Source organism: Rhodococcus sp. MT28 (assembly GCF_058792695.1).
Genome location: NZ_JBXAFD010000001.1, coordinates 560,509 through 578,097, shown reverse-complemented (window position 1 = coordinate 578,097; position 17,589 = coordinate 560,509). Strand labels below are relative to the sequence as shown.

The 17,589-nt window shown below is 62.2% G+C and carries 17 protein-coding genes; 12 read left to right on the top strand and 5 right to left on the bottom strand.

What is annotated here, in order from left to right; all coding sequences use genetic code 11:
* Window positions 1-133: 133 nt before the first annotated feature.
* The 3 genes from AC1Q6C_RS02730 to AC1Q6C_RS02720 all read left to right on the top strand — a co-directional run bounded on the left by AC1Q6C_RS02730 (window position 134) and on the right by AC1Q6C_RS02720 (window position 4,298).
* Window positions 134-961 carry an MIP/aquaporin family protein gene (locus AC1Q6C_RS02730; RefSeq protein ID WP_003940085.1) on the top strand — a complete coding sequence of 276 codons (828 nt, stop codon included), beginning with the start codon at window positions 134-136 and terminating at the stop codon, window positions 959-961.
* Window positions 962-1,025: 64 nt separating this feature from the next.
* On the top strand, window positions 1,026-2,534 hold the full coding sequence (glpK, locus tag AC1Q6C_RS02725) for a glycerol kinase GlpK (protein ID WP_003939742.1): 1,509 nt from the start codon (window positions 1,026-1,028) through the stop codon (window positions 2,532-2,534).
* A 48-nt stretch (window positions 2,535-2,582) separates the two neighbouring features.
* A complete protein-coding gene (locus AC1Q6C_RS02720; RefSeq protein ID WP_230358979.1) occupies window positions 2,583-4,298 on the top strand; it encodes a glycerol-3-phosphate dehydrogenase/oxidase in 1,716 nt (571 codons plus the stop codon).
* Window positions 4,299-4,362: 64 nt separating this feature from the next.
* On the opposite strand, the gene AC1Q6C_RS02715 is transcribed toward AC1Q6C_RS02720, so the two are convergent.
* The 4 genes from AC1Q6C_RS02715 to AC1Q6C_RS02700 are packed head-to-tail and all read right to left on the bottom strand — an operon-like array spanning window position 4,363 to window position 7,539.
* The gene (locus AC1Q6C_RS02715; protein ID WP_230358978.1) at window positions 4,363-5,640 is read right to left on the bottom strand and encodes a sensor histidine kinase; all 1,278 of its coding nucleotides are present in this window, start codon (window positions 5,638-5,640) and stop codon (window positions 4,363-4,365) included.
* Window positions 5,637-6,314 carry a response regulator gene (locus tag AC1Q6C_RS02710; RefSeq protein ID WP_230358977.1) on the bottom strand — a complete coding sequence of 226 codons (678 nt, stop codon included), beginning with the start codon at window positions 6,312-6,314 and terminating at the stop codon, window positions 5,637-5,639. The genes AC1Q6C_RS02715 and AC1Q6C_RS02710 overlap by 4 nt, the downstream gene beginning before the upstream one ends.
* 12 nt (window positions 6,315-6,326) lie before the next feature.
* Window positions 6,327-6,890 carry a hypothetical protein gene (locus tag AC1Q6C_RS02705; protein WP_230358976.1) on the bottom strand — a complete coding sequence of 188 codons (564 nt, stop codon included), beginning with the start codon at window positions 6,888-6,890 and terminating at the stop codon, window positions 6,327-6,329.
* Complete coding sequence (locus AC1Q6C_RS02700; protein ID WP_003939689.1) at window positions 6,883-7,539, bottom strand: hypothetical protein; 657 nt, start codon at window positions 7,537-7,539, stop codon at window positions 6,883-6,885. Before AC1Q6C_RS02700 ends, AC1Q6C_RS02705 begins: the two co-directional genes overlap by 8 nt.
* Window positions 7,540-7,792: 253 nt before the next feature.
* On the opposite strand from AC1Q6C_RS02700, the gene AC1Q6C_RS02695 reads away from it, so the two are divergent.
* The 7 genes from AC1Q6C_RS02695 to AC1Q6C_RS02665 all read left to right on the top strand — a co-directional run bounded on the left by AC1Q6C_RS02695 (window position 7,793) and on the right by AC1Q6C_RS02665 (window position 15,373).
* Window positions 7,793-8,359, top strand: a complete 567-nt coding sequence (locus AC1Q6C_RS02695; RefSeq protein ID WP_030535373.1) for a hypothetical protein — start codon at window positions 7,793-7,795, stop codon at window positions 8,357-8,359.
* 63 nt (window positions 8,360-8,422) lie between these two features.
* The gene (locus tag AC1Q6C_RS02690; RefSeq protein ID WP_007733468.1) at window positions 8,423-8,884 is read left to right on the top strand and encodes an RNA polymerase sigma factor SigD; all 462 of its coding nucleotides are present in this window, start codon (window positions 8,423-8,425) and stop codon (window positions 8,882-8,884) included.
* Window positions 8,885-9,120: 236 nt separating this feature from the next.
* Complete coding sequence (locus AC1Q6C_RS02685) at window positions 9,121-10,044, top strand: thiamine pyrophosphate-dependent dehydrogenase E1 component subunit alpha (protein ID WP_042451488.1); 924 nt, start codon at window positions 9,121-9,123, stop codon at window positions 10,042-10,044.
* Window positions 10,045-10,054: 10 nt separating this feature from the next.
* Window positions 10,055-11,104: an alpha-ketoacid dehydrogenase subunit beta gene (locus AC1Q6C_RS02680; protein WP_007733466.1), complete on the top strand. Its 1,050-nt coding sequence runs from the start codon at window positions 10,055-10,057 to the stop codon at window positions 11,102-11,104.
* Window positions 11,105-11,106: 2 nt separating this feature from the next.
* Entirely contained in the window at window positions 11,107-12,624 is a 1,518-nt protein-coding gene (locus AC1Q6C_RS02675; protein ID WP_030535375.1) for a dihydrolipoamide acetyltransferase family protein, read from the top strand.
* A 6-nt stretch (window positions 12,625-12,630) separates the two neighbouring features.
* On the top strand, window positions 12,631-14,028 hold the full coding sequence (lpdA, locus tag AC1Q6C_RS02670) for a dihydrolipoyl dehydrogenase (protein ID WP_193595029.1): 1,398 nt from the start codon (window positions 12,631-12,633) through the stop codon (window positions 14,026-14,028).
* 106 nt (window positions 14,029-14,134) lie between these two features.
* Window positions 14,135-15,373 (top strand): helix-turn-helix domain-containing protein, encoded by a 1,239-nt coding sequence (locus AC1Q6C_RS02665; RefSeq protein ID WP_230358974.1) that lies wholly within the window; start codon window positions 14,135-14,137, stop codon window positions 15,371-15,373.
* A 10-nt stretch (window positions 15,374-15,383) separates the two neighbouring features.
* Here AC1Q6C_RS02665 and AC1Q6C_RS02660 read toward each other — a convergent pair whose 3' ends face one another.
* Window positions 15,384-16,595: a low temperature requirement protein A gene (locus AC1Q6C_RS02660; RefSeq protein ID WP_230358973.1), complete on the bottom strand. Its 1,212-nt coding sequence runs from the start codon at window positions 16,593-16,595 to the stop codon at window positions 15,384-15,386.
* A 237-nt stretch (window positions 16,596-16,832) separates the two neighbouring features.
* On the opposite strand from AC1Q6C_RS02660, the gene AC1Q6C_RS02655 reads away from it, so the two are divergent.
* Both AC1Q6C_RS02655 and AC1Q6C_RS02650 read left to right on the top strand, forming a co-directional pair.
* Window positions 16,833-17,282, top strand: coding sequence for a flavin reductase family protein (locus AC1Q6C_RS02655; RefSeq protein ID WP_007733458.1), 450 nt, complete (start codon window positions 16,833-16,835; stop codon window positions 17,280-17,282).
* 11 nt (window positions 17,283-17,293) lie between these two features.
* On the top strand, window positions 17,294-17,584 hold the full coding sequence (locus tag AC1Q6C_RS02650; protein WP_042451185.1) for a hypothetical protein: 291 nt from the start codon (window positions 17,294-17,296) through the stop codon (window positions 17,582-17,584).
* The last annotated feature ends 5 nt before the right edge of the window (window positions 17,585-17,589 follow it).

Genomic DNA, 17,589 nt, shown 5'->3' with positions numbered 1-17,589 from the left:
TACCCGCGTTACGGTGCGCAAATGGGGCATTTGCACATATGTGCACGAGCTATGCGTGAATGTGCAAACGGCCTTACGCTACGGGTGCAGCAATCCAAACTATGACATGCATCACAACGAAGTGAGGGTGGGGATGGAGAAAGCCAAGCGATTAGGGCTTCCAGGCGAGTTGGCAGCCGAGTTCGCCGGAACGATGATCTTGATCTTGTTCGGCGTCGGAGTTGTGGCGCAGGTTGTGTCCGGCGGGAGCGGTGGGGGTCTCGGCGGACACGACAGTATCGCGTGGGCCTGGGGACTCGGCGTCATGTTCGGCATCTATGTCGCAGGCCGGGTGACGGGTGCTCATCTGAACCCCGCAGTGACCTTCGCCTTTGCGATCTTCCGGGGATTCTCCTGGCGCAAGGTCCTGCCCTACACGCTGGCGCAGACCGCTGGAGCCTTTGTCGCGGCCCTGATCGTCCGGTGGAATTACAACGACATGCTCAATGCCATCGATCCCGGACACACAACGGCGACTCAGACGATCTTCTCGACGATGCCCGGAAACGGAACGCTCCCGGTCAGTCTGGGATCAGCGCTGATAGATCAGATCATCGGCACGGCGATCCTGTTGTTCCTCATCGTTGCGGTGACCGATACTCGGGGAACTCCGCCGCTCGCGAATCTTGCGCCCTTCGTCGTCGGTTTGATCGTGGTGGCAATCGGATTCGCATGGGCGACCAACGCGGGTTACGCCATCAATCCGGCCCGTGACTTCGGTCCGCGGCTGGCGTCGTATCTCACCGGTTACGGCAGCGCCTGGCGAGATCAGTACGGGAGCCTGTATTTCTGGGTGCCCATCGTGGGGCCGCTGATCGGCGCTCCGATCGGGGTGTTCCTCTACGACAAGCTGATTGGTCGATTCCTGCCTGACGAGTCGGTGGAGAAGGCAGCCGAGGAGCCGGCCACGATACCGGCCTGATGGCGAATCATCATCTCTGACAGTAAATCTTTCGCACTTTCTTCGACACCAAAGGGGTAGCACGATGGCGCAGTTCGTAGCCGCGATAGACCAGGGAACCACCTCCACGCGATGCATGATCTTCGATCACAGTGGGCACGTAGTCGCTGTCGAACAGCACGAGCACACACAGATCTTTCCGCAGGCAGGCTGGGTCGAACACGATCCGATCGAAATTTGGGACAACGTCCGCAACGTCACCGCGGGCGCCTTGGCCAACGCAGATCTGACCGCGGCCGACATCGCATCCGTCGGCATCACCAATCAGCGTGAGACGGCAGTGGTCTGGGAACGAGCAACCGGAAAGCCCGTTTACAACGCCATCGTCTGGCAGGACACACGCACCGATCGAATCTGTACTGCACTCGCCGGCGAAGACGGCCCCAGGAAGTACACCGAAGTCACCGGATTGCCGTTGGCCACGTACTTTTCGGGCCCCAAGGTCAAGTGGATTCTCGACAACGTCGAGGGCGCGCGTGAGAAGGCCGAAGCAGGCGAGTTGTGCTTCGGCACGATGGACACCTGGGTGCTGTGGAACATGACCGGCGGCGTCGACGGCGGAGTGCACGCTACCGACCCCACCAACGCGTCGCGCACTCTGTTGATGGATCTCGACACTCTCGCTTGGGATTCGGCGATCTGCGCCGACATGGGCATCCCCGAATCGATGCTCCCCGAGATTCGCAGCTCGTCCGAAACTTTCGGATTCGTGCGCGAACGCGGAACGTTGTCCGGCGTGCCGATCGCCGGAATCCTCGGCGATCAGCAAGCAGCGACTTTCGGTCAGGCCTGCCTCTCGCCCGGAGAAGCGAAGAACACCTACGGAACCGGCAACTTCGTGCTCCTCAACACCGGCACCGAAAAGGTGATGAGCAAGAACGGCTTGTTGACGACGGTCTGTTACAAGATCGGTGAGCAGCCAACGGTTTACGCACTGGAAGGATCGATCGCCGTTACCGGTTCGCTGGTCCAGTGGCTTCGGGACAACCTCGGCATGATCGACAACGCGGCCGACATCGAGGTGAACGCGCGCTCTGTGGACGACAACGGTGGCGCGTACTTCGTGCCCGCGTTCTCGGGCCTGTTTGCACCGCATTGGCGCGCGGATGCACGCGGTGCGATCGTCGGTCTGACAAGGTTCGTGAACAAGGGGCACCTTGCCCGGGCGGTGCTCGAAGCGACTGCGTACCAGAGTCGTGAGGTGATCGAGGCGATGAACCTCGACTCGGGTGTCGACTTGAAGGTTCTCAAGGTCGACGGCGGAATGGTCGCGAACGAACTCCTCATGCAATTCCAGGCCGATCTGCTCGACGTCGAGGTGATCCGCCCTGTCGTTGCGGAGACCACGGCATTGGGCGCTGCGTACGCCGCTGGTCTCGCGGTCGGGTACTGGGAGAGCGAGGACGACATTCGCAGCAACTGGGCGAAGGACAAGAGCTGGACGCCGTCGATGGATTCGGCCGAGCGTGAGCGCCTGTATGCAGGCTGGCAGAAAGCCGTCACTCGGACACTCGACTGGGTCGACGCAGACTGATCGCGGCGCCCCCATTTCTACCTATTTTCAAGTGAAGGAACAGTTTTCATGAGCACAGCACAAGCATTGAGTCCGTCCTCGCGGGCGGAGTCGCTGAAGAAGTTGGAAGAAACCGAACTCGACGTCCTCGTTATCGGCGGTGGCGTGGTCGGAGCGGGTAGCGCGCTCGACGCCGCAACTCGCGGTCTGAAGGTGGGCTTGGTGGAGGCTCGCGACTTCGCGTCCGGAACCTCGAGCAGGTCGAGCAAGCTGTTCCACGGCGGACTGCGTTACCTCGAGCAGTTCAATTTTGCGCTCGTGTTCGAGGCACTGCGTGAGCGGTCGCTGGTTCTGAATTCGCTGTGCCCGCATCTCGCGAAGCCGGTGCCGTTCATCTACCCACTCGAGAAGTTGATCGACCGGCCGTACGTCGGTCTGGGCATCGGCGTCTACGACGTGATGGGCGCAGGCCGCGGGGTTCCCTCACACCACAAGCATGTGGGCAAGAAGAAGACTCTCGAATCGTTTCCGTCCGGAAAGCGCTCTGCTATCCGGGGTTCGGTCAAGTTCTACGAGGGTCAGGTAGATGACGCCCGCCACACGATGATGCTGGCGCGCACGGCGGCCGAGTACGGTGCGCTGTGCGTCAACAGCACCCGCGTAATCGGCTTTCTCCGTGAGGAGGACCGCGTAGTCGGGGTGAAGGCCGTGGATCTGGAAACAGGTCGCGCGTTCGAGATCCGTGCTCGTCAGGTCATCAACGCCGCCGGTGTGTGGACTGACGAGATTCAGGAAATGGTAGGTGGTCGAGGACAATTCCAGGTTCGCGCTTCGAAAGGTGTGCATTTGGTCGTCCCGCGAAACCGCATCAACTCTGCGACCGGAATCATCACGCGGACCGAGAAGAGTCTGCTGTTCGTGATTCCGTGGGGAAGCCACTGGATCATCGGTACGACGGACACCGACTGGAACCTCGACCTCGCCCATCCGGCAGCGAGCCGAAGCGATATCGACTACATCCTCGGACATGTCAACAAGCTCCTTCAGGACGAGTTGACGCACGAGGACGTCGTCGGTGTGTACGCGGGGTTGCGTCCGTTGCTGTTCGGCGAATCGGATTCGACCAGCACTCTCTCGCGTGAGCATGCGGTGTCGAGTCCGGTCCGAGGTTTGACGGTGGTCGCCGGTGGCAAGTACACCACTTACCGCGTGATGGCCAAGGACGCTGTCGATTCCGCGGTGCACGGATTGGAACAGAAGGTGCCGAAGTCCTGCACCGAGCGTATCCAACTGGTGGGTGCCGACGGTTATTTTGCCGCACACAACAATCGGCATCTCACCGCTGAGCGCACCGGGCTCCACGTTTCGACCATCGAGCACCTACTCGGGCGGTACGGCACTTTGGCTGACGAGTTGTTCGAACTCATCGAGGCGAGGCCTGAACTGGGGCAGCCGTTGGACTCCGCCCCTGAGTACCTCAAGGCGGAGATTCACTACGCCGCGAGTCACGAGGGTGCACAGCATCTCGACGACATCCTCACCCGTCGCACCCGCATCTCCATCGAGGTTACCGATCGCGGCGATGCGGCAGCTGCCGAAGTTGCGGAACTGGTTGCGCCGGTGCTGGGTTGGACTCCCGAGCACATTGCCGAGGAGATCGAACACTACCGGTTGCGTGTTGCAGCCGAGCGGGAATCTCAGGAGCAGCCCGATGACCTGACCGCTGATGCGGCGCGCCTTGGTGCACCGGACGTTCGCACCGGAGTCGCTGTCGGACAGGTTTGAACCTGAGACACCACTGATCGGCCGGGGCACTGCGTCCCGGCCGATCGGCAGAACTGGCTCGGTGTCAATCGAACTCGTCTGACGGGCATTCAGGGAGGTCGATCGTCACCACCGCGCCCCCGTTCGGATGGTTCGAGAAGTTGATACGAGCGCCGATGACCGCCGCTTGTCCCACTACGATCGTCAAGCCGAGGCCCAGGCCTGAGTTCGGGCCGCGTTCGACGGAGTTGGTCTGAAATCTCCTCGGCCCCTGACGAAGCCACTCTTCAGTGAACCCGATGCCCCGATCCCGCACCGTGACGCGGGAGTGGTCGACGTCGACATTGATCGGCGGCTTACCGTGATTTCGAGCATTCAAGATCAGGTTGGCGATGATCCGCTCGAGCCGACGTGCGTCGGTGTGCGACACAGGGGTCCCGTGAACTCTCACTTTGCACTCCACCCCGGTGGTGGAAATCGCGTGGTGAACCACCGGTGCCAGTTCCACCGATTGGATGTCAGCCTGCTCGGAGGTGGTGTCGAGGCGGGCCACTTCGATGACGTCCTCGGCGAGCCTCCTGAGTTTGTGGACGCCGTCGCGCACCAATTCGGTTGGCCTACCGGGTGGCAGGAGCTCTGCGGCGCCGACCAGTCCGGAGATGGGTGTTCTGAGATCGTGCGCGATGTTGGCTGTCACGCGCTTCTCGGCGTCCAGTTGTCCCCGCAGCGCATCCGACATTGCGTCGACCGCATCCGCCAGCTCGGTGATCTCGTCGTCGAAGAGTGACCAGGTGACCGAGCGGACGCGGATGTTCGCTCCGGTAGACACTTTGCGGGCCGCACGGGCGGCCGAGCGCAATCGATACGACATCGCGAGTCCAAGCAGCACACCCAGGACGGCACCCGCTGCGATCACTGCGACGGTGGCGTTGCGAAGTGTCCGATCGACGCTGGCGATCGATTCCCGCTGCGCGGTGTACGGGACGCGAATCGCCACCACCTGAGTGTTGACGTCGGCAGCAGCCCAGACGAATGGCTGGTCCCCGCTGTCGACAAGGTAGGTGGCACGTTTGCCGCCCGCCACGGCCTCGCGCAACTCTTCCGGAACGTCGAGACCATCTGTGGTGGCGCGGAACAGCGCACGCATGCTGCCCGTTTCGTCCTGCAGCACCAGTTGGAGATTGCGATCAGCTGCCGCCCGCGCTGCATCCTCTTGGTTGTGTGAAAAGGTTTGATGCATCACGGTACTGAGCGTGATCGAGGCGACGGCAATCACGAACGTGATGGCCGCCGCGATCTTCCACTGAAACGACAACCGCCTCCCGGTGGACGGGAGCTTGGCGGCGAGATCCCGCGATCTCACCGATGGTTGTCCATCGTGTAGCCGAACCCCCGGACGGTCCGGATCTGTTCGGAGCCGATCTTCGTGCGCAATCGCTGAACGTGAACGTCGACGATGCGAGTATCGCCGCCCCAGTCGTAATCCCAGACGTCCGAGAGCAGTTCGGAGCGAGACCAGACTTTGCGCGGCACACTCACCATGACCAGGAGCAGCTTCATTTCGGTGGGTGTGAGAGCCACTTCGGCGCCCGAACGCGTGACGGTCACCAACTCGCGATCGATCTCCAGATCGCCGAGAGTCACGATGTCTTTCTCCGTACCGGAATGGGATTCGACCCGCCGGAGCACACTTCGGATGCGTGCCACCAGGACACCGCTGTCGAAGGGCTTGGTGACGTAGTCGTCGGCACCGGCTTCCAATCCGAGAACGATGTCGACCGGGTCGTCGCGCGCGGACAGCATGATGACCGGCACCGACAGTTCCTCACGAATGCGTCGGCACAGGCTGATTCCGTTCAGGTCGGGAAGCATCACGTCGAGGACGGCGATATCCGGCTTGGCGTCGACCGCCATATTCATTCCGGTCAACCCTCCCGATGCGGTGATCACCCGAAACCCGTTGCGTTCGAGATTCAATTGCGTTGCTTCGCGGATGACAGCGTCGTCTTCGACCAGCAAAATCAACGGATCGGTCATCGGCCTTCGCTTTCATGGGAACGGAACACTCTCAAACCCTTCACCGGTCCACTTGTATGCAGTCGACGATTGACAGAACTCCGGAATGCCGGGGTCTTTGCACAGGTCGACCATGACCGACAATCCTCCGGTTGAGCCGACGACGTAGCGTCCCGGGTCTTGCACTCCGAAGACTTTGTGAGCGCCCGATTCGTCGATCTGGTAGACGAATCCGGCGACCATGAAGCTGACCGGTGGGGCCGGTCGTCCCCAGATGCCGACAGACTCGCAGGTGAAGACATTGACGACGGCATCTTGCCAAACGGCGCCTGTCACGGGGGAGTACCGGATTTCGTAGGGGAAGTTCGCATCACCGCACAGTCGGAGACTGTCCTTGACCGCATCGGACACTTCCGGGTCTGCTCTGAGGAGGGCAACAGGATCGATGCTCAAGCCCTGTGAGAGATCCGAGGGGTCGAGTGATGCTGCGATATTCGGAGTGGGTTCTGATTCAGGCTCGGTGAAACAGGAGGCGAGAGCAAACGCGACCGGCAGGCAAACACCGGCGAGCATCGCGCGCCGACGGCGATCAATCACGGATGAACTCCATTCCATCCCAGTGGAACTCGGTCCGAAGCGGTGGACGGGGGCAACATTCGAACTCCGGTGGCCGCGGATCCGTTTCCAGGACAGACAAACTCGCGGCGCGTTGACCGCTGACGATGAACTTTCCGCGCTCTTCGACGGAGAACAGGCGCTCACCCAGTTCGGGATCGTCTTCACTCGAACCGGCCTTGCCGCTGCGGTAGACGTAGCCGGCAAGGTTGACCGAAATCGACACTCCGGTCCCGGGTTGGTGGGCCGGTTGGCACGGATACACATTCATGACGACGAGTTCGGTCTCCGGCACGATACGCGGTGCGCCTGGATCGAGAAGGATGGACCCGACCGAGATCGGATACCAGTCAGGGCACGACCGAAGTTCTGTCTTCACTCCCTCGGACACCCCAGGATCGTCGAGGAGCGCCCGGCCCAACCTCGAGTTTTCGGCAACCCGTCTGGCCAGGTCTGCAGGTTGTGTGACGGGCAACCCGGTGGAAGCGACATCGCCTTCGATCACAACGCCCTGGGTGGACGCGCAGCCGGTGATCACGGACGCTCCGAGGGTTGCTGCCGCGAGCGCTGTACCGAACAGGCTGCGAGTACGGTCTGATCGACCGCCGCAGATGTCACTCCGATACAACACGTTCCCCTCCCCGGCCGCTGCGAACCCTCTCATCGGCATGTGCGTTTTCATACGATCACAGGTGATCTCGATATCGGAGTTTTGCCACCCACCGTTACGTAATCGTATGAATGTCAGGACCGTCGAGAGTTGGTACGCGACCGACGGAATTCTGTTACGAAACCGATGGAATCAGGCTCCTAGAGTGAGTCACGTCGGTGTTCACCGCTTGGGCGGAACGAGCTGATCCGCGTATCGAGGAGTGTGAGAGCAAATGCCTGAAGTATTGCTGACCAACAAGACTCGGCGTCTGCGAGTGCTGCTCGCCGTACTGACGATCGGGGTGGTGTGCGCGATGACAGGGTGTTCGAGTGATGACAACAGCGCTCCAGGAGACGAACCGACGACTACATCGGTGGTTGCGGCGTCTACGACCCCACCGCCGCTGACCGCAGCGACCACTTCGGAGACAGTCGAAAGCTCCAACTCGGTGGGCGGCGGTACGGACGCATCCACCCCCGGAGTCCCGGCGGGCGGAGCAGCGCCGGCCTGGACCCCGGTCTCGACCAGCGCGGTTGCCCCTGCGGCCCCTGGTCCGGCTACCGAGTCGACCAAGTGCACCGATCAGATCAATTATGTGGGTGACCCTCGTTCGAATGCGGAGATCAACAGCATCGGAGAGCAGATGGGTTCATGCCCGGCGCCGCTCCCGCCCGATGCCGTCGAGCCCTCCGAGAAATGCACCGACCAGATCAACTACGGCGCTGACCCTCGTTCCAACGCCGAGATCAACATCATCGGGGAACAAACCGGGATCTGCCCCGAGCCGATACGCCCCTAGCGACTTCAAAACCTGAGCAGTAGTCGGGAATTCGACCAAGAGCCGAAGCAGGGGGAGATCGGAATGACAAGCAGGGCAGGTGGACGTTCGATCGACAGTGTTGCCGACGATGCGTCCCGAGGGGATCGGGACGCGATTGCAGAACTCCTTCAACGCATCGTGCCTCTGGTGACGCGGCGCTGCCGTGCCGAACTGCGACCGCTCGACGCTGATCGTATTGCCGTCGGTATCTGCCGATCCGTCCTGTCCGACATTCGGCGACGTAGACGTGCCGGAGAAGCGTTCCTCGCGCATCTGTACGACGCGATCAGTCGCGAAATCGATTCGCTACCCGCCTCCAGTCGACTCACTCTGCCCTTCGGTGATCTGTCGGCCGCAGAACGCAACGTCTTGGTAGCTCGCATCGTTGTCGGCTTCGACGTGCGCGAGACGGCGCTGTCACTGAGAACGACAACGAGCGCCGTCGAACTCGCCCAACACCGCGCGCTGGCCAAGATCAGACGCGACAGCCTGAGCGGCGCCTGAATCAACGCTCGAAAGTCAACAGCTGCAACCCTTCGCAACTCCCGGCAACCTCACGCAACTCTTTCCCTTCGCCCGTGACCTGCACGACACTGCATGGCGACGAGTGATCGAGAACGAGGAGTGTGACTGTGGTTCAACGGACGGCGCAGAAGCCGACAACCCCAGGATCGAAAAAGACCGGCGCCAAGCCTCATTCGGGGCTGGACCGGGATGCATTGCTGAAGGCGTACGAGAAGATGTCGCGCATCCGTGCGTTCGAGGATCGACTGCACGAAGAGAATGCAACCGGTGACATCCCCGGCTTCATTCACCTCTACTCGGGCCAGGAAGCCATCGCGGTGGGAGTGTGCGAGAACCTGAGCGACGCCGATTACATCGGATCCACTCACCGCGGTCACGGGCACTGCATCGCCAAGGGCTGCGATCTGAACGGCATGATGGCCGAGATCTTCGGCAAGGACGACGGCCTGTGTCGCGGTAAGGGCGGCTCGATGCACATCGCCGACCTGTCCGTGGGAATGCTCGGCGCCAACGCGATTGTCGGCGGAGCCCCGTCGTTGGCGATCGGCGCTGCACTGAGTGGTAAGACGCTTCGAAACGGTGTCATCGCAGCGTCGTTCACGGGTGACGGTGGATCCAACCAGGGAACCGTCTTCGAGGCGATGAACATGGCTGTGGTGCTGGACCTTCCGATCGTCTTCGTGATCGAGAACAACGGATTCGGTGAGGCCACCGGAACCGACTACGCAGTTGGTGCACCCGACATCGCCGCGCGCGCCGCATCCTTCGGCATGCCTGCCGTCAAGGTGGACGGCACCGACTTCTTCGCGGTCTACGACGCAATGGCGGAAGCATCCGAGCGCGCCAGGATCGGCGGCGGCCCCACCACGATCGAGGCGGCGGCATTCCGTTGGCACGGCCACTTCGAGGGTGACGCGCAGCTGTACCGCACGGCGGAACAGGTTGCGCAACTACGGGAAACCAAGGATCCGCTCAAGAATTTCCGTAGCAGCGTGGATGTGAAGAAGGTCAGCACCGCTGATCTGGACGCGGTGGACGAGCAGTCGCGAGTGCTGGTGGACGAGGCGGTAGCGAAGGCGCGTGCCGCGGCGTATCCACCCGTCGAGAATCTGCTGACCGATGTCTACGTGTCGTACTGAGGAGCCCGAGATGACAAGCGTGGAAGCCGAGAACGTGTCGAAGAAGACCTACCGCGAGGCCGTCAAAGAGGCCATCGCCCAAGAAATGCAACGCGACCCGAGCGTCGTTCTCATCGGTGAGGACGTACGGGGTGGGCATGCCGGTACCAATCCCGATCTGGAGACGAAGAAGATCGAGGCATTTGGCGGTGTCCTGGGTGTCACCAAGGGATTGTGGACGGAGTTCGGATCGGAGCGTGTAATCGATACCCCGATCACCGAATCCGCGATCATCGGAATGGCTGCCGGAGCCGCACTGACCGGCCTGAGGCCGGTCGCCGAGCTGATGTTCATGGACTTCTTCGGAGTCTCCTACGACGCGCTCTACAACCAGGCTGCCAAGTTCCGCTACATGTTCGGTGGCAAGGCCAGAACCCCGCTGGTGGTGCGAGGCATGATCGGCGCAGGGTTCTCCGCCGCTGCACAGCACTCTCAGTCTCCGTACAACGTGTTCGCGGCGGTGCCTGGTCTGAAGGTAGTCGCGCCGTCCAATGCCTACGACGCCAAAGGCCTTCTCATCCAAGCCATCCGGGACGACGATCCCGTCGTCTTCTGTGAGCACAAGGTTCTCTACGACCTCAAGGACGAAGTGCCGGACGAGCCGTACGCGATTCCGTTCGGCGTCGCCAACTACACCAGGCAGGGCGACGACGTCACGATCATCGCGTTGTCCGCAATGGTGAACCGCGCCAACGACGTAGCAGACAAGCTGGCCGCCGAGGGTATTTCGGTCGAGGTTGTCGATCCTCGTACCGTCTCACCATTGGACGAGGACGGCATCCTCGAATCCGTCGCATCGACTGGAAGGGTCGTGATCGTCGACGAATCCGCCGCCCGCTGCGGTTTCGGGCACGACGTAGCCGCGCTGATCGCCACCAAGGGATTCAACTACCTGAAAGCGCCGATCGAACTGATCACGCCGCCGCACACGCCGGTTCCGTTCTCCCCAACCCTCGAAACTGCCTGGCTGCCTGACGCGGCGCGCATCGAAGAGTCGGTTCGCAAGCTGGTGAGAGCCTGATCATGGCTGACATCAAAGCTATCGACATCCCCAAATGGGGGCTCTCCATGGAGGAGGGGTTGGTCAACGCGTGGCTCATCGAGGAAGGTGACTCGTTCACCAAGGGCCAGTTGATCTGTGAGATCGAGACCAGCAAGATCACCAACGAGCTCGAGGCGCCGTTCGACGGTGTTCTCCGCAAGATCGTCGGCACGCCTGGGCAGACTCTGCCCGTCGGCGCCGTGATCGGTGTATCCGCCGATGCGTCCGCGACGGATGCGGAGATCGAGCAGTTCCTCGCCGCCCGCGGCGCAACCGCGCCGGCGGAAGAGCCGGCACCGTCACCAGCTGCTGCGCCGGCGGCTCCCGTGACACCTGCGGCTACACCGGCTGCGAAGGTGGTTGTTGCACCGAAACCTGCAACAACCGGTTCCACCGTCGTACCGAGCGTTCTGCAAGGCACGACGCAGGACGATGTGTTTGCGAGTCCTCGCGCACTCCGACGTGCGGAATCGCTCGGAATCGATCTCGCCGCCGTAGTGGGTACCGGTCCCCTCGGGCGGATCAGTGTCCGCGACATCGACGACGCGATTCGTGACGCCGGTGGCACTGTTGCGCCGGTAGTGCCGGCCGCGAGATCCGGCCTCCCGCTGCGATCGACCGCCGACGACAGTGCCGTGCCTGCCACCCCGGTCGCACGCAGAACTGCCCGATCACTGGGGGTCAACCTGCATGACTGTCGTCCGACGGGTTCGCGGGGGCGCGTCTGCGTCGCCGACGTGCACGACGCCGCTCGTTCCGCGCAGCTCCTGCCCGAGGCGGCGGCTGAGACCGAATCTGTTGCGGCCGAACCCGAGTACGACACAATTCCTTTCACCCCCATGCGATCGGCAATCGCCGGTAGGTTGCAGGCGTCCAAGCAGCAGGCACCCCATTTCCGGCTCACCGCAGACCTCGAGCTCGATGCGCTTCTCGCTCTGCGCAAGGAGATCAATTCGACCGTCCCGGCGGTCAAGCTGTCGGTCAACGACTTCATCGTGAAGGCTTGCGCCGCTGCACTGATGAAGGTGCCGGACGTGAACGTCCAGTTCGATGCCGCGAACGAATCGGTTCTTCGATTCGCGTCGGCAGATGTCTCGGTGGCAGTTGCACTTCCGACCGGGCTGATCACGCCCATCGTGCGTAGCGCGAATACCAAGTCGTTGGCGGACATCTCGGGTGAGGTGCTCTCGTTGGCCACCAAGGCGAAGACCGGCAAACTTCGTCCCGAAGAATTCCAGGGCGGAACCTTCACGGTGTCCAACCTCGGCATGTTCGGGATCAAGGCATTCGACGCGATCATCAATCCGCCCCAGGGAGCGATCCTTGCCGTAGGTGCGGGGGAGAAGCGCGCGGTGGTGGTCGGTGACAGTGTTTCTGCCCGGACCGTGATGACCGTGACCCTCTCGTGCGATCACCGGGTTATCGACGGAGCCCTGGGTGCGACCTTCCTTCGGGAGCTCCAGCGCTTTGTCGCTTCTCCCGCGCTGATGTTGGTGTAAGGGGCTGTGGTGGAAAACAATACGTCGCATAAGTACGACGTTCTTGTCATCGGTGGCGGCCCCGGTGGTTACGTGGCGGCGATCCGGGCTGCCCAGTTGGGGTTGAACGTCGCGCTGGTAGAACGTGATCGCCTCGGAGGTATCTGCCTCAACTGGGGTTGTATCCCCACCAAGGCGATGCTGCACGGCGCGGACGTCGCGCATACCTTGAGTGAACTCGACACATACGGATTCAGTTCGGCGTCTGTCCAGTTCGACATCTCGAAGTTGGTATCGTTCAGCCGAGGGGTTTCGGAGAGGTTGTCCGGCGGTGTTGCCTATCTGATGAAGAAGAACGGCGTCGACGTCATCTCAGGCGCCGCGAAGTTGGTGGACAAAGGCGTCGTATCCGTGGGAGGACAGACGTATCGAGCCGACCACGTGATCATTGCAACCGGTGCCCGGCCGCGTTCGATTCCCGGCGTTGCCCCCGACGGTGATCGGGTGTGGACCTACTTCGACGCGCTCGTCCCGAAGGAACTGCCGAAGTCGCTGCTCGTGATCGGGTCCGGCGCGATCGGAGTCGAATTCGCCAGCCTGTACCGCGATCTCGGAACCGAGGTGACCATCGTCGAGATGGCACCACACATCATGCCGGTCGAGGACGAAGAGATCTCGGCCTTCGTTCGCAAGCAGTTCGAGAAGCGTGGCATCACGATTCACACCGGAGCCTCGGTGTCGGCGGTGACCGTCGGCGACGACGCCGTCGAGGTGAATGTGCAGACGAGCGACGGTGTCGAGTCGTTGACCGTGGACCGGGTGTTGGTGGCGGCCGGAATCACCGGCAACGTCGAGGATCTGGGGTTGGAGGCTCTGGGCGTCGAGATCGAGCGCGGTGCGATCGTCACCGACCAGTGGTGCCGTACCAGCGCTTTCGGGATCTATGCGATCGGTGACGTCGCGGGCGCTCCATGTCTGGCGCACAAGGCAAGTCACGAAGCTGTCTTGTGCGTCGAAAAGTTGGCAGGCGTGCCCGACGTTCATCCGCTCGATCGCGACTACGTTCCGGGATGCACGTATGCCCGCCCACAGGTGGCGAGCCTGGGTCTGACGGAGAAGCAGTGCGCCGGTACTGGTCGCGCGCTGCGGGTCGGACACTTCGACCTGCAGGCGAACGGCAAGGCACTGGCGATCGGCGAGGCCGAAGGCTTCGTCAAGACGATCTTCGACGCCGATACCGGGGAACTTCTCGGCGCGCACATGGTCGGTCCGGATGTGACCGAGCAGATTCAGGGTTTCGGTATCGCTCGATCCCTCGAAGCCACCGGCGAGGATCTCGCCGAGGTCGTGTTTGCTCATCCGACGCTCTCGGAGGCAATGCACGAGTCTGTGCTCTCGGCGCTGGGGAGACCCCTCAACGCGTGAGCACCGTTCGCGTGCGTGAACGCCGTCCTTTCGTTCACGCACGCGAACAACTCTGCAACCGGGTGCAACGCTCGCTTTCGATGACCCCGTCACATAGGACTGGAGTGTGATCGGCGAAACGAATCGACTCGAACCGGCCCTGGCCAGTGGTGAAGACCCGGCGCAGTACGCACGTGTTCTCGAATCCGTCTACGAAGCAACGATGTCGGGACGCAAGCCGCCTGCGCGTCCGCGCTCCGTCATCGCGAATTCGTGGTCGCGTTTGCGTGCGCTCGGACTCGATCCGGACCGGTGCTCGATCACCGAGACGGGCCGCGAATCCGAGATCGAAGAAGGCAGACGCGCAGCCGGCATGGCGGAGATCTTCGACGAGGCGGTGCACGGTCTGGCACCACTCGTCGGCCCGGACGACGCGAATCTGATCGTGGTGGCGGACCGCTACGGACGTATCCTCTGGCGACACGGGTCCAGTCGAATGCTGGATCGGGCCGAACGGCTCGGGATGATCGAGGGTGCGTCGTGGACGGAGGAAGCTGTCGGTACCAACGGGATCGGCACTTCCTTGGCATCAGGTTCGGCAGTGCAGGTGTTCTCGGCCGAGCACTACTCGCGCTCGCAGCATCCGTGGACCTGCTCCGGGGCGACGGTTCGAGATCCGCGTAGTCGCCGGGCCATCGCCGTCGTGAACGTCGCCGGCGCAGCAGACACGGTCCACCCGTCGACTCTCGCTCTGGTGGACAGTGTGGCCAGGCTGGCGGAATCCGCACTGCGGGAGAAGCATCGAATCGGATTGGATCAGCTCCGGATGATCTCGGCATCGACGCTGGCTCGTGCGAGTCAGCCGACTGTGGTCGTGGACCGCAGTGGCTGGGTCGCGGCGGTGGACTCGATGGCACCGATCTACAGAATCGCACTGCCGAAAGTGATGAGCAGCGGCGAGCATTGGCTCCCGTCGCTCGGACTATGTATGTGCGAGCCGCTTCCGGGTGGTTGGCTCGTCCGCCCTCAGATGGATCCGGCGTCCGGAACGGTTTGTGCAGAAGTCGAATTGGATGTGCAAGATCCGAATGCGATGGAATTGCGGTACTCCTCGGCAATGGGGAGCTGGAGTATCGACCTCAGCCCGCGCCATTCGCAGATCCTCGTGGCTCTGACACAGGCGCCCGAGGGCCTCACGGCCGCGCAGCTCGCCTCACAGTTGTTCGGCGATCCACGCAAGACGGTGACCGTCCGGGCCGAGATGTCGAGGTTGCGTAAGCGATTGGCCGGAATCCTGTTGGCTCAGCCCTATCGCTTCGACCCGGCGGTGAGGGTAAAAACCGTCCCTGCTGTGCGCCTTTATTAACCGCGGGGGGTTAATAAATGCGCACAGCAGAGCGGCGCGAACGCCGCACCTGCGCGTACTCGTAGCCGTTCTGCCAGGTCACGGTGGCCACCAGCACCCAGATGATCCACGTGGCGCTCATGTGCGTGCCGACGATGCCCATGACGATGGGGACGGCGGTGCACGGGAGCGCCCAGCCGAGCAGCCACCGTCGGTCCGATCGCGCGAACAGCCCTGCCACCAGGCTGATTCCGAAATAGACTGCGATGCTTCCGCACAACAACCACCGCAGGTTCGCGGGCGTGTGCTCCGCGCCGTGTTCGGTTGCCGCTCCGAGCCCCGCGACCAGAACCGCGATAGCGCCGGTGGTGAAACAGTGCAGCGCCATGTCGATGCGAGCGGGAAACTTCTCGGGCTGCAGGTGCGGAACACCGGCGTGGCCGTAGAGAAGCGAGAGAGCCCACATGCCCGAGAGCAGGACAAACGATCCGACTGCGAGGCTGACCACCGTGGAGTCCCAGGTGAGCTTCGAGGCTGCAGAGATCACGAGGATCACACCCTCGCCCAATACGATGATGACGTACAGGCCCAGCCGCTCGGCAAGATGAGCCCGATCGGAATGCAGGGCTTCGAGTTCGGGCATCCGGTCGTCCTTGAACCCGCGGACCTTGATGATGCGGTCGAGCTTTTCCTGCGCGTCTTCCATGATCGCGCTGCCGGAGACGACGAACATGATCAGCAGGTCGATGGTGACACCGGCAGTCCAGAGCCAGAAGCGGGTGTCACCCTCGAACCAGAACGAGACGATCCACGGAATCACACCGAGTGACATCTGGGCGATCGGCCAGTCCACGACTATCTGACCGTTGTGCCACACCCGACTCGCCAGCAGACGTACGGCTACGTAGGCGACAGCGAAGGCCAGCGCATGGTTGTCGTGGATGCCGGCCACGGCCGCCATCATGACGGCCAGTCCGAACATAGCGATCAGCATGCTCGGGATTCGGACACGGTCACCGGCAACGTTGCCGTACATCGTGAACGTCGCCCAGGCGGTCCAGAACGCGAGATAGAGCAACGCGTAGAGCGCGACATCCGACCACGACGGTGAACCGTGGAGCAGGTGAGCCAGCTGACCGATACCGGCAACCACGACGAGGTCGAAGAACAATTCGATCCACGACGCGTGTCGCTCGAGCACCGCCTTCTGCTTCGAGTCTGGTTCATTTCCGAGTTCCGACATACAGCTCAGTATCGGTTATCGGCATCAACAGTGCTGGTAGGCGGCGAAGTTGTCCGTTTTTTCGAAGTAGTGTTTATGCTGTCCGCGCTCACGCGCGCGCCGTCAGGGAGGGGCATGCGAAGGCGCAAGTCGACGCCGTCGACCACATGACGAAGAAGTACGCACAAGAGTTGGCAGACAAGGGCTGACATCGTGAATGTCCCACAGGGCAACCGGGCGTTGCGTTTTCGAGAAGCCATGGCGCACGTGTGCTCACCGGTCGCCGTCGTCACGGCAATGGACGGCGACCGGCCGCACGGCACGACGGTCAGCGCATTCATGTCGTTGTCGATGGACCCGCCGATGACCGCGGTGGCTCTGGATCGACAGTCGGAAGTTCTCGGCCTCATCGAAGGAACGCGGAGGTTCGCGATCAATGTCCTCGGGACCGCGCAAAGCTCACTGGCGGTTGCCTTTGCGAGGAAGGGCCGTGCGAAGTTCGACGGTGTCGAGTGGGCGGAGCATCTCGGTGTTCCGAGACTGCCGGACGTATCCATCTGGATCGCGTGCACCGTTGATGCCGTCGTGGACGGTGGTGATCACAAGATCGTGACAGGATCGGTGGACGAGGTCGAGCACCGCGAGTCGAATCCACTGACCTACCACCGGCGTGTATTCGGTACGCACGCACCGACGTCAGTGCTCTAGGAAGGAGAGCCATGTATGTACTGGTGGACGACGGCCGCGTCAGCATCCACGATGTGGACAACCTGAAGGCCTTTCACGTCGAGGTGAGTGCCGACATCTCCGAAGCCGAACTGGACGAACTCTTGCGCCTTCAGGATTACGGATACGTCAGCGGTGGTAGTGCATTCATCTCGGTAGCCCGCGTTCGCGAGAGCACCACGGACGTCGAAGGTGTTGCCGCGATGGTCGACTACGCCCAGAGCAAAGGCTGGGTGGACGAGGACGGCGAAGCACTGCAGGCTCACGTCGTTCGCCAAAAGTAGCGGAA